9 protein-coding genes and 1 tRNA gene are annotated in these 11,874 nt (G+C 63.4%); 3 read left to right on the top strand and 7 right to left on the bottom strand.

What is annotated here, in order from left to right; translation table 11 throughout:
* Positions 1-9: 9 nt before the first annotated feature.
* From QRX40_RS03410 to QRX40_RS03400, 3 genes are all read right to left on the bottom strand, one after another.
* A tRNA-Thr gene (locus QRX40_RS03410) sits at positions 10-83 on the bottom strand.
* A gap of 108 nt (positions 84-191) precedes the next feature.
* Positions 192-1,115 (bottom strand): thioredoxin domain-containing protein, encoded by a 924-nt coding sequence (locus QRX40_RS03405; RefSeq protein WP_313836278.1) that lies wholly within the window; start codon positions 1,113-1,115, stop codon positions 192-194.
* 61 nt (positions 1,116-1,176) lie between these two features.
* On the bottom strand, positions 1,177-3,180 hold the full coding sequence (locus tag QRX40_RS03400; protein ID WP_313836276.1) for a serine/threonine-protein kinase: 2,004 nt from the start codon (positions 3,178-3,180) through the stop codon (positions 1,177-1,179).
* A 213-nt stretch (positions 3,181-3,393) separates the two neighbouring features.
* Between QRX40_RS03400 and QRX40_RS03395 the strand changes: the two genes are divergently transcribed.
* The 3 genes from QRX40_RS03395 to QRX40_RS03385 all read left to right on the top strand — a co-directional run bounded on the left by QRX40_RS03395 (position 3,394) and on the right by QRX40_RS03385 (position 6,935).
* Entirely contained in the window at positions 3,394-3,756 is a 363-nt protein-coding gene (locus tag QRX40_RS03395; protein ID WP_313836274.1) for a carboxymuconolactone decarboxylase family protein, read from the top strand.
* Positions 3,757-3,959: 203 nt separating this feature from the next.
* On the top strand, positions 3,960-5,087 hold the full coding sequence (locus QRX40_RS03390; protein ID WP_313836273.1) for a sn-glycerol-3-phosphate ABC transporter ATP-binding protein UgpC: 1,128 nt from the start codon (positions 3,960-3,962) through the stop codon (positions 5,085-5,087).
* Between the two features lie 171 nt (positions 5,088-5,258).
* Positions 5,259-6,935, top strand: a complete 1,677-nt coding sequence (locus QRX40_RS03385) for a DUF4032 domain-containing protein (protein ID WP_313836272.1) — start codon at positions 5,259-5,261, stop codon at positions 6,933-6,935.
* A 103-nt stretch (positions 6,936-7,038) separates the two neighbouring features.
* Here the strand turns inward: QRX40_RS03385 and rlmB are convergent, their stop codons facing one another.
* The 4 genes from rlmB to QRX40_RS03365 form a co-directional block, all read right to left on the bottom strand.
* Complete coding sequence (gene rlmB / locus QRX40_RS03380) at positions 7,039-8,031, bottom strand: 23S rRNA (guanosine(2251)-2'-O)-methyltransferase RlmB (RefSeq protein ID WP_313836270.1); 993 nt, start codon at positions 8,029-8,031, stop codon at positions 7,039-7,041.
* Positions 8,032-8,145: 114 nt separating this feature from the next.
* Positions 8,146-8,922 (bottom strand): carboxymuconolactone decarboxylase family protein, encoded by a 777-nt coding sequence (locus QRX40_RS03375; protein ID WP_313836268.1) that lies wholly within the window; start codon positions 8,920-8,922, stop codon positions 8,146-8,148.
* A gap of 107 nt (positions 8,923-9,029) precedes the next feature.
* Positions 9,030-9,611, bottom strand: coding sequence for a dCTP deaminase (gene dcd / locus QRX40_RS03370; protein WP_045925038.1), 582 nt, complete (start codon positions 9,609-9,611; stop codon positions 9,030-9,032).
* A gap of 854 nt (positions 9,612-10,465) precedes the next feature.
* Positions 10,466-11,869: an MFS transporter gene (locus QRX40_RS03365; protein ID WP_313836267.1), complete on the bottom strand. Its 1,404-nt coding sequence runs from the start codon at positions 11,867-11,869 to the stop codon at positions 10,466-10,468.
* Between the last annotated feature and the right edge of the window lie 5 nt (positions 11,870-11,874).

The following is an 11,874-nucleotide window of genomic DNA, read 5'->3' as shown; positions in this document are numbered from 1 at the left end:
CTGGCGTAGAGCCTCCTGTCAGAGTCGAACTGACGACCTGCCGCTTACAAGGCGGCTGCTCTGGCCAACTGAGCTAAGGAGGCGGTCCCGGTGGTCCATTACAGCTCCGGGCCGCGGTACGGAATGATATCGTACCATCACCGTGCCCCCGAGGGGACGCTGGACGCGAAATTGCTCTCGATCTGCCCGGTTCAGTCCAGCGAGTGCGGTTGGCCGGAGGCGCCGATGGCGGGCATGGCGCCCTTGACGCCCACCTTGGACTGATCCAGGCCCAGAGCCTTGAGCAGGCCCGTGCGGTAGTCCAAACCTGCCTGGGACAGGTTGCCCAGCTCCCAGTAATTGCCGTTGATGCGGACCGTGGGCGTGGTCATCTGCCCCTTGTTGGATCCGGAGGGATTCCAGAGCTCCTTGCGCAGGGGGGTGTAGGTGTCCATGGCCTTGATCCAAGCCCGGTAGTGGCCCTTGACCGCCTGGTCGGCCACTTTGGGATCAACCCCGGCCTTGATGGCCTGTTGGCGGATCTTGTCGTTGCTGATGGGGTGGTAGTCGGACTCATCCGGCTGGAAGTCCTTGGCGTAGAGATTGGCGATGAAGGGCAGCAGGTGGTCCGGATCGTGCTGGGCCACGTAGATGGTGGCCGTGCCCGTCCTGGTCGAGTAGTTGTCGGTGGAGAGCCGATCCATGAAGCTCATGGGATAGATGACCAGGTTGATCTGCCCGGCATCCACCAGACCGGTCAGGGTGGAGTCCAGCCCGCGATGCAGGGCGCCGCAGCCCGGGCACATGAAGTCCATGTAGATCTCCACCGTCGGAGCCTTGGCCACCGGTTTGCCCAGCCCTTGGGAGCTGATCAGAAAGCCGCCCTGGTCATTGGCGGCCGAGGGCTTTTCCTTGACCTTTGCGACGGCCTGACGAGCCTGCTCCAGGTCCTGGGTCTTGACCGGGCGATGGCTGCGCCAGTACAGGAATCCGCCCAGAGCGATCAGCGCGATGAGCACCACAGTGACGATGACGCCGATCATGGTCTGCTGGCGGCGCTCCTTGGCCTCCTGGAGCCGCCGGGCCTCTTCCTGGGCCTTGAGCGCGGCCTTGCGGTTCTGCTTGCCCTTGGACATGACCTGGATCCTTTCCTTGGCGTACTGAGCATAGTGTAGCCGCCAGGGGTGGAGCTCGATCTTAGGCGCGCAGGAGGTGGATGGGGGCCCAGTCCATGGAGGGCTGGGCGATCAGCCCGGCCAGGAGGACGGCAATGATCAGCAGCCAGATCAGGAGCAGGATCCACCTGCGGCGGGGGTTGCCCGGCGCCGTGGGATCCTGGCGGCCCATGGGGATGCGACCCGCCGCCAGCCGCAGGACCATGTTGCCGCTGTTGGCTTTGGGGGTTGAGCGGTCCTGCGTGGGCAGAGTCGTCAACAGCCAGCCTGCCAGCGTCGCCAGGGCCATGGCCAGCCCGCCGGCGGACAGGGGTCTGGCTGCCGGCAGGGGGAGGGTCAATAGGTGTTCACCCAGGGTCAGGCCTGCGCGAACGGTGGTGAGGGCGCCCGCCCAGGTCAGCGGCAGAGCGACCAAAACCTGGACAAGGATCATGCCCGGCAGGCGCAGCAGGGCGGCCCCCAGGCCCTTGAGCAGGTGCCAGGGGAGGGCAGCTGCGTTCAGCAGACGGTCGGTGCCCCGCCGAGGGCCGTCGCGGCGCAGCTCGCGTTCGATCTGGGCTTTGATGCTCCATCCGGCAGTGCTCAGGGCCCAGAGAAGGATTCCGGCGGTTGCCAGGGCCGAGACTGGAGCCAGTGCTGTCAGCAGGGCAGGGAACATTCCCAGCATGACCAGGCAGGGGGTTCCGGCCTTCAGGTAGCGCAGGCGTCGTATCTGGGCAGGGGGCTGGTCTCCCAGCCAGTGGGCGTTTGCGTCATTGCTGTAGCCGCTGGGCAGGGGCTGTGCCGGCGGAAGCGGATCCTGGACGGTAGTGGCTTGCAGATCTTGACGATCGGCTGCAGGCTGGAGATCCTGCCAGGTCTGCGTCTGCTCCTGCTGCTCCTGGGCTGCCGGAAGGGGATTCAAGAGGCTGGTGGGCTGTTCCGAGTCGGGCAGGAGGGTCGTCTGCTCATCGGTTCCCTTATCTGTCGTAGGTCGTGACCAGGCCGTCCGCGGACTGTCTGGATCAGCCTGGGTGATCGGCGGCATGGGCATGGTGGCCGGCTCAACGACCATGGTGGGCGAGTCGGTCTGCTCCTCAGCCTCCGAAGAGCCGCCGCCAAAAGGGCGCATCGTCTCCTGACCGTCCTTGCTGGGTTGCTGATCGTCTTGCTCCCCTTGCCAGGCCTGCGGATCCATGGCGTCCTGGCCGATGGCCTCCAGGAGCTCCTCGGGCGTGCAACGCGCACTCCTATCGGGGGAGAGGGCCGAGCGCAAGGCTCTCATGGTGCCGGTGGGAAGTCCGGACAGGTCGGCATTGCCCGAGGCCTCCCGTTCCAGGACCGCCATCATGGGTTTGTCGCCGAAGACCGCACGTCCGGTGGCTGCATAGGCCAGAACGGCGGCCGTGCTCCACCAGTCGGTTCCCTGGTCGGCCTCGGCTCCGTCGATGATCTCCGGGGCGATGAAGCCGGGGGTTCCCATGACCAGCCCGGTCCGGGTCACATGGCTCTGCCCCTGGCCCATGGCGATGCCGAAGTCCACCAGCACCGGGCCCGAGACCGAAATCATCACATTGGTGGGTTTGATGTCCCGATGGACGATGCCCGCCTGGTGGACGGCCGCGACGGCATCGGTCAGCTTCCGCGCCAGCCGTTCCAGGTCGTCGCCCTGATAGGGCCCGTTGACGGCCACGTCGTCCCGTAGATTGCGCCCCTCGATCAGTTCGGTGACGATGAATGCCAGGGCATCATCAAGCTCCATGTCCACGATCCGGCAGACGCCTGGATGACGGATCCGCTGCAGGGCCAGTGCCTCGCGTCGCAGGCGCTCGCGTGCCGAGGCGCGGTCACGTTCGTCAGAGCTGTCTGGTGACACCTGGCTCTCTTCTTCCAGGGACTCCCGCAGGATCTTCATGGCGTAGTCCTGGCCCCCGCCATCCCGTGCGCGCCAGACAGAGCCCATGGCACCACCGCCCAAGGGCTCAATCAGGGTATAGCCCCCGACAAGCCGTCCCGGCTTCAGATCCAATCCCTCAAGATCGCTCATATCTCCATTGTGCTCCGACTGCTTGAAAAGGACCTGATTGTCCCCTCTTGCTGTTTTGCGTCCTCGACCGCTGGGAATCTGGCAGCCTGATCGGAGCCAGCGGCATAATGCGTAAACAGGCGTTGATACAATATTATCGGTGGGAAAACATCCAAAACAGCAGAAAGAAGGGGCTTCGTGGAAGCTTCGCGCTTTGAAAAAGGATCTGAGGCCTTGGCCGCTATCGATGGCAAGGGTGGTCAGGCCGTTATTGACTCTCTCCAGGACATAGCACCGGACTTGGGCCGCTGGATTGTTGAATTTGCCTTTGGCGACATATACACCCGGAAAGGACTCGATCTCCAGCAGCGGGAGCTGGTCACCATAGGCAGTCTGGTTACGCAGGGCGACACGGCTCCGCAGTTGGCCGTTCACATACAGGGAGCCTTGAATGTGGGGCTGAGCAAGGCGGCCGTGGTCGAAGCCATACTCCAATGTGCTCCCTACGTAGGATTCCCGCGGGTCATCAACGCGATCAACGTGGCCAGGACGGTCTTCGAGCGCGATGCCGAAGATTCCGACAAGCCCGAGGATTGAGTCGGCAAGGGTTCACCGGTCGAATTCAGACCCTGGTGTATAGTGGGCACTGGCTCAAGGGAGAGTTTCTCTTAACCACAAAACAGAAAACCGTCACATGGCCATACCGATGTCGGTGTTGACCCCGGGACGGAAACCACAGTGAACATCAACCCCTTCACTACGGATCGTTCGGCACGTACCTGCCGATGAAAGGATGAATAATGGCAGAAGTGGTATTCGACCACGTCACTCGTATCTACCCGGGCAACGATGAGCCCTCGGTCAGTGACCTCAGTCTGGACATCAAAGACGGTGAATTCCTTGTTCTGGTAGGGCCTTCCGGCTGCGGAAAGTCCACCACCTTGCGCATGCTGGCCGGCCTGGAGGAGGTCAACAAGGGCCGCATCATGATTGGCGACAAGGACGTGACGACCATGCAGCCCAAGGACCGCGACATCGCCATGGTCTTCCAGAACTACGCTCTTTACCCCCATATGACCGTGGCCGACAACATGGGCTTCGCCCTGAAGATCGCCGGCACCCCCAAGGACGAGATTCGCCAGCGGGTGGAGAAGGCCGCCGAAGTGCTGGATCTGACCGAGTACCTGGACCGCAAGCCCAAGGCTCTGTCCGGTGGTCAGCGTCAGCGTGTGGCCATGGGGCGCGCCATTGTGCGTCAGCCCAAGGTCTTCCTGATGGATGAGCCTCTGTCCAACCTGGACGCCAAGCTGCGTGTCCAGACCCGTACCCAGATCGCCGCCCTGCAGCGTCAGCTCAACGTCACCACCCTGTATGTGACCCACGATCAGACCGAGGCTCTGACCATGGGCGACAGGATCGCCGTCATCAAGCTGGGCGTCCTGCAGCAGGTCGGTGCGCCTACCGAGCTCTATGATCGGCCCGAGAACGTCTTCGTGGCCGGCTTCATCGGCTCGCCCTCCATGAACATCAACATCCACCCCGTGGTCAACGGGCAGGCCAAGATCGGCGAGGACACCATCAGCCTGCCGCGCGAAGCCGTCGACAAGCTGACCCCCGACGACCAGGGCAAGATCGTCGTAGGCTTCCGTCCCGAGAATGCTGCGCTGGCCGGTGCCGACGAGCCGGACGCCTTCTCCCTGAAGGTGGCCAACGTGGAGGATCTGGGCTCCGACGGCTACATCTACGGCAACATTCTGACCGACAACAGCGCGGCTGAGCAGGCCATCGTCATGTCTGACCAGAACAAGTTGACCACCATCCGCGTCAATCCGCGCGACCTGCCCAAGGTGGGCGACGTGGTCAAGATCCACATCGATCCTGAGAAGATGCACCTGTTCTCCCCGGCCAGCGAGCTGCGGCTGAACTGACTCTTCCTGCGACCCTGCGGTTCGGCCACGGTTTCCCGCCGTCCGCAGGGCCTGTATCGATTATTGATATCATCTCCTTTCCTTGTTCGACCGGGTGACCAGGAGCCCCGCGCGGCGCATCCGTGCGGGGCTCTTCCCGTATAGGATGGGCGGCGATGGGATGGATGAAGCATGACTAGCGTGAATATCAACCGGGCGACGGCCTCCTCTCTGGATCCCCGCGCCATGAAAGCCACCTCGATAAAGACCACGGCCGACCCCTCCTCCGAGCGGGAGCCGGCAGCCCTGCACATCACAGCCACCAGCTCCAACCCCAGGATGTTCACCCTGCCCTGGGAGAGGCCACTGGCCACCTGGCCCCGGGATCTGCTGGCCAACCTGCCCAGAGGCATATCCCGGCACGTGGTGCGCTTCGTCCACGTGGGCGACGATGTCTATGCCATGAAGGAGATCACCCAGCGGGTGGCCGAGCGTGAGTACGAGCTCCTGCGCAAGCTGCAAAAGCTGGAGCTGCCTACGGTCAACCCCATCGCCGTGGTCACCGGTCGGCACACTCGCGAGGGCGAGCCCCTTGAGGCCATGCTGGTCACCCAGCACCTGAAGTTCTCGCTGCCCTACCGTGCCCTCTTTGCCCGCAACCTGCGTCCGGACACGGCCGAGCGGCTGATCGATGCTCTGGCGGTTCTTCTGGTAAGGCTCCATTTGGCCGGCTTCTACTGGGGCGACGTCTCCCTGTCCAATGTGCTCTTCCTGCGCGACGCCGATGCTTTCTCGGCCTTCCTGGTCGATGCCGAGACCGGCGATCTGCACGCCAGCCTGACCGACGGTCAGCGCGAGTACGACATCGACCTGGCCAGAACCAACATCATCGGCGAGCTCATGGATCTGGATTCCGGCAACCTGCTGGCCGGCGAGGTGGACGAGGTCGGCGTGGGCAACCGGCTGGTGGACCGCTACCACTCCCTCTGGAGCGCCCTGACGGACGTGGACAGCTTCGATCCGGACGAGATGTGGAAGATCGAGCGCCGCGTCAACCGGCTCAACGATCTGGGCTTTGACGTGGACGAGCTGGAGATGAAGACCGAGGAGGACGGCAACCGGGTGCTGGTGCGCCCCAGGGTGGTCGATGCCGGCTATGCCTCCCGCAAGCTGCTGCGGCTGACCGGTCTGGATGTGCAGGAGAACCAGGCCCGGCGGTTGCTCAACGATCTGGATGCCTACCGGGCATCCACCTGGCGGCAGGGCGAGGACCTGGAGATTGTGGCTACCGACTGGATGCGCGAGGTCTTCGAGCCCACCGTGCGCATGATCCCGCCGGAATATCGCTCGCAGATCGAACCGGCCCAGTTCTTCCATGAGGTGCTGACCCACCGCTGGCTGATGGCCGAGAAGGCCGGCCACGACGTGCCCATGGCCGAGGCCGTGCAGAGCTACATCAGCGAGTCCCTGCCCGAGTACCGGCTGGACTCCGAGGACATGAAGACCATCAACGAAGAGGCCGATGCCGGGGTGGTCGATGACGAGATGAGTTGGCAGGACGCCCATGCCCAGGCTGGTCAGAGTAAGCAAACTGCCCGTAATCAGATTGACAAGGATGCAAATGGCCATGAGGAGGGGGGCCATGACGCAGCCAACAGTGGGATGGCTGACCAAACCAGTGTTGGAGGCCAAACCGGAGCGGGCACCCAGAAGGATCGTGACCGGGCAGGCGAGGAGGTGCCGTCGCAGCCAGCCTTTGAAGACGAGAATGGCGGCCGAGGCTCGCTGAGATCGGTCTACGCCCCCGGCAGCCTGGATGCGGCTGCCGACGAGGACGATCAGGACGATGCAGTCTGGGCCTCCAGTTGACTCTTGGGTTTGTGCGGCACCGGTCTGATGCATGCTGGCTGAGGCGCGAAGGCTGTTGCCGCTCGGGTCTGCCCGTCTTCAGATTGCCGGTGCCTGTCTGGGGCTATTTGGCTTGGTTGGCGGACCGTCGGCGTGCCATGGCTACGGAGTAGAGGCTGATGCCGGCCGCCACCGAGGCGTTCAGGGATTCCACCGAGCTGGAGATGGGGATGGAGGCCAGGGCATCGCAGTTCTCTCGGACCAGGCGGCTCAGCCCCTTGCCCTCGGAGCCCAGGACCACCACCAGCGGATCGGTTTCGAAGCCTGTCTCGCCTACTGTGGCGGTGCCTGCGCCGTCCAGGCCGACCGCGTAGTAGCCGCGCTCCTTGAGCCCTTGGATGGCCTTGGTCAGGTTGACCACACGGGCCACGGGCAGATGGGCGGCGGCCCCGGCAGACACCTTCCAGGCTGCAGCTGTGACCGAGGCGCTGCGACGCTCGGGCAGAACCACTCCCGAGGCTCCGAAGGCCGCGGCTGAACGGATCACTGCCCCTAGGTTCTGTGGGTCGGTGACCCCGTCCAGGGCGATGAACAGCGGGCGGGCGGCAACCCTGGTCGCTTGGTCGGCCCCTTCCAGGGCGGCCGCGTGCTTCTCGGCCTTGTCGACCAGGCTCTGCAGGGAGGCGTACTGGTAGGGCTGCACCTTGAGGACCACGCCCTGGTGGTTGCCGGACCGGGCGATGCGGTTCATCTCCAGACGGTCGGCTTCCAGCAGGTTGAGCCCTTCCTGTCCCGCCAGCCGCACGATCTCCCTGGTCCTGTCGTCGTGTTCCATCCGGGCGGCCAGATAGAGCTGGCTGGCCGGGACTCCTACGCGCAGGGCTTCCAGAACGGCGTTGCGGCCGATGACCAGGTCGTCGGAATCGGAGGTGAACCGGTCGGCCCGGCGGCGGGCCGCCAGGCGTGGGTCGGCCGCCTGCCTGCGCTGGGCCGCCTGCCGGGCCTTGTAGGCCTTGTGGTAGACGCGATCCTCGGCCTTGGGCGTGGGCCCCCGGCCGCGCAGTTTGTTGCGGTGCTTGCCGCCCGAACCCTTGGTCGGGCCTTTCTTGTTAGCCATGTCTTCAGTGTAAAGGCAGGCGGGAACCGGTTGGCTGTCTGTCGGTCTCAACATCTGCAGGGTGAAGACACGCTGTACCTTTATCGTTCAGGCCGCGCAGACCGACCGTGCGGGTCATCCCAGAGCGGCTACCTGATCAGGATCTGGGAACTCCATCCACTCGACCGGGGACTGTCCCTTCGATGCCGGGGTGACGGCGATGTGGGCCATGGATGACCGGCCCGAGGCCCCGTGCCAGTGTCTGACGCCAGCCGGGCAGAAGACCACATCGCCTGCTTCCAGTCTGCGCGGCTGATGGCCTTCCTCCTGCTCCCACCCTTGCCCGGCGGTGACGATCAGGAGCTGGCCATGCGGGTGGGTGTGCCAACGGTTGACGCATTCGGATGCGAAGGTCACATTGCTGGCTGAGCATTCCGCGTCCGGATCGGTCAGGGGGTGCAGCCAGACATGGCCGGTGAAGTTGGGTCCGTCAGCCGGATCCCCCAAGGGATAAGGCCCTGAATCCGGCTCGGTCCCGGCTTTAGATGCGGTTGCAGGTGCAGCGGTGTCCCGGCTCCCGTCGTCGTTGTCGCCCTCACCGTAGACCTCCTTGGCCAGGTCGAAGGCCGACCATGCCTTGGGCCATCCCGCGTAGAAGGCCAGGTGGGTGATCAGCGCCACCATTTCAGTGCGGGTGACGCCATTGCCCTTGGCCATGGCCATATGGCTCTTCAACTGGGGGAAGAGCCCCATGCTCATCAGGCCTGCGCAGGTGATCATGCTGCGGTCTCGAGCCGAAAGTTCGTCCTCGCGGGACCAGACCTGGCCGAAGAGCACATCGTCGTTGAGGTGGGCGAATTGTGGTGCGAGCCGACCGAGTTGGTCGTGGCCCGCCGTTTGTTTGATTGCCATGGGTTGATCTCCTTGCCGTCATCTTGGCCGGGTCATTCCGGCAGGTTCAGCTATACTCCTTCGAGTGCGCTCGAAGTCAAGGTGATGGCGGAAGCGGCTGCTGGCAGTCAGCCCGAGACGTCGGCCTTGTAGAAGTTGACGTAGGAGCGGGAAGGGGTCGGACCGCGCTGGCCCTGGTAGTGGGAGCCGTTGTGCTTGGATCCATAGGGGTACTGTGCGGGCGAGGAGAGCTGGAAGAAGCACATCTGGCCGATCTTCATGCCAGGCCAGAGCTTGACCGGCAGGGTGCTCACGTTGGACAGCTCCAGGGTGATGTGTCCTTCGAAGCCCGGATCGACGAACCCGGCGGTGGAGTGGGTCAGAATGCCCAGACGGCCCAGGGAGCTCTTGCCCTCCAGCCGTGCGGCCAGCGTCGAGTCCAGCTTGACGTACTCCCAGGTGGATCCCAGAACGAACTCGCCTGGATGCAGGATCCAGGGTTCGTCCTTGGGCACCTCGAACTGCTCAGTCAGTGCGCCCTGGTCCTCTGCCGGATCCACGTAGGTGTACTGATGGTTGTTGAAGACCCGGAAGTAGCGGTCCAGGCGCACGTCCACGCTGGAGGGCTGGACCATGGCAGGCGTCCACGGGTCCAGATTCAGGTGTCCTGCCTGGTGGGCATCCAGGATGTCATGGTCGCTGAGCAACATGCCTAGGTATCTCCTTCAGGTTCGTTGATCGAGGGTCTCTCCTCTGACGGGAAACCATCCGAAATCCAGTCTAACCGGCCCTATGCCCGCTTTCTGACCTGGCCGGATTCACAGAGAATTTTCAGATAACACTATCGTCACTACAAGGTAGCTGTTCTTTACTATAGATATCGGCTCAAAAACCGAACGGGCGGTTGACCTCCGTCCGACAACTGATTTCCCTTTCTTCTCTCTCGCCCGGCGGTGTTCAAGCACCGCCGGGTTCTCTTCATTTTGGGGGAAGGATCAGTGCGCCGACGTTTCACGTGAAACCACCTGGCCAATGGCTCGATTGAGTTCGTTGAGGCTTATTGCAGGACAGTAGGGCATTCGCAAACCCATGAGACGTCTGGTGTTTGATCGGGCCGGGCTTCTGTTCCTTGAGCTTCCATCTCCTTTGGATTTGAGACTCAAGGTCTGCAGATCTCCAAGATGGGCTCGAAGGTTCCGGGCACTCGCATTCTCTGGTTCAGATTCCTCTTCTCTGATGTCTATATAAATTGTGTTTCGGTGTACGGCCCGAGTCGTAGGCACAGAATTGAAGACAGGAGCTGAAGATATGAAGATATGGAAGGACCCCCGTCAGTTATGGCTATGACGGGGGTCCTCCACCGGGGGGAGGGGCGGCGATCTTCTTGCCTTCGGCGGCTGAGGGAAGAGGGGGACTATCACAATGCCGAAAGCAGTCCGAACTCCGCTTCCTCCCCGGTTCGCGCGGCCGGGTGCCGGGCCTGGACCTGACCCATTCCCAAGGCTGGGAAGAGCGGACCGGGCCGTGCGGCTATCCGACCAAGAATGTGTGGGTCACACCAGCCTTACTCCTGGGGAGCCTTGGCTGACATGGCCTTGTGGAAGACGGCCACGATGATCAGGGCCAGCAGGGCGGCTAGCGCCATGACCCAGAACATGTTGGCCACCTGGGCCTGGATGCCGGTCTTGACGCCCGCCAGTGCATGCGACCCGAATTGTGGGTTGGCCATGAGTCCGCTGTAGACGGCCATGCCGATGGAGGCCGAGGTGTTCATCATCAGATCCCCGATGCCGATGCCGCGTCCGTTCTGGTCCACCGGCAGGGTGGCCGAGAAGGAGTCGTAGAGGGGCGTGTAGGACATGGTGATGCCGGCGATGAAGACCGAGGCCAAGGCGGTCAGGACCCAGAAGCCCGAGGTGAGCATCAGGGCCGAACCGGCAGCTCCGGCGATCATGAGCAGGGCGGACAGGATCAGCATGGGCAGGCGTCCCATGGCGTTCATGATGACTCCGGACAGGCAGCCCACCAGGGTGGCCACGATGTAGACGATGGTCAGGCAGAGGGAGACCTGGCTCAGGGAGATCCCGTAGATGCGGTCGCCGATCACGTTGTAGATGGGTACGCAGGCGAAGTTGAAGAAGTAGAAGACGAAGAGGGCCAGCAGGACAGCCATGTAGGCGCCGTTGGTCACGAACCCGCGGCTCAGGAAGGGGTTGGCGCCCTTCCAGACATAGCCGGCGAAGATCAGGATCAGGACCGCCAGCACTCCCAGCATCCAGGTGGCCGGGAAGGAGAAGTAGACGGCTACGAATCCGGCGATCAGCGCGAACAGGGCGATGCCGAAGACATCGATGCGCTCGCCCTTGATGCCGGTGTCAGGCGTGTACTTGAGCACCGGAGGGATCAAAAGAACGGAGACCAGCGGCACCAGGAAGAGGTAGCGCCAATCGATGGAGGTGATCAGTCCGCCGGCGAAGATGCCCACGGCAGAGGATGCGTAGTAGACAGCGTTGAAGATGCCCAGATAGAAGGCGCGCTCCTTGTCGCTCAGGTATTTCATGGCCATGACCAGGAAGACCGAGCCGGCCACCTGGCCACCCGCGGTCTGGATCATGCGGGCCAGGACCACGGCCCAGAAGTTCGATGCGCCGAAGAAGCCCAGGAGGCTGCCGATGATCAGGGCGCCCACGCCGAACAGGGTCATCTTCCGGGGGGAGATGTAGTCGCAGAGGGTTCCGTAGAGCATGCAGACCACGCCCAGGACGATGCCGGGCAGGGTGCTGATCAGCGAGGCGTTGGCGGACATCCCCAGGGAGTCGCCCACGTTCTGGAAGACCAGGTTGAAGGCCTGGATCATCAGGGTGCCCAGCAGGAAGATGGTCAGCAGGGCCGGCAGGGCCCGCTTGGTGCTGCGGCGGTTTTCGTCCACGGTCGCTTCGGTAGCCTCGGTGGTGATGGATTCGCTCATGACTG

It is taken from the genome of Bifidobacterium sp. H6bp9, assembly GCF_032193695.1.
Lineage (GTDB): Bacteria > Actinomycetota > Actinomycetes > Actinomycetales > Bifidobacteriaceae > Bombiscardovia > Bombiscardovia kimbladii.
This window is presented reverse-complemented; position numbering and strand designations above follow the sequence as displayed.

Coding starts and splice junctions, on each gene's coding strand:
- QRX40_RS03390 (WP_313836273.1), top strand. CDS start 3,960: ATGGCAGAAGTGGTATTCGACCACGTCACTCGTATCTACCCGGGCAAC.
- QRX40_RS03400 (WP_313836276.1), bottom strand. CDS start 3,180: ATGAGCGATCTTGAGGGATTGGATCTGAAGCCGGGACGGCTTGTCGGG.
- QRX40_RS03385 (WP_313836272.1), top strand. CDS start 5,259: ATGACTAGCGTGAATATCAACCGGGCGACGGCCTCCTCTCTGGATCCC.
- QRX40_RS03405 (WP_313836278.1), bottom strand. CDS start 1,115: ATGTCCAAGGGCAAGCAGAACCGCAAGGCCGCGCTCAAGGCCCAGGAA.
- QRX40_RS03375 (WP_313836268.1), bottom strand. CDS start 8,922: ATGGCAATCAAACAAACGGCGGGCCACGACCAACTCGGTCGGCTCGCA.
- rlmB (WP_313836270.1), bottom strand. CDS start 8,031: ATGGCTAACAAGAAAGGCCCGACCAAGGGTTCGGGCGGCAAGCACCGC.
- QRX40_RS03365 (WP_313836267.1), bottom strand. CDS start 11,869: ATGAGCGAATCCATCACCACCGAGGCTACCGAAGCGACCGTGGACGAA.
- dcd (WP_045925038.1), bottom strand. CDS start 9,611: ATGTTGCTCAGCGACCATGACATCCTGGATGCCCACCAGGCAGGACAC.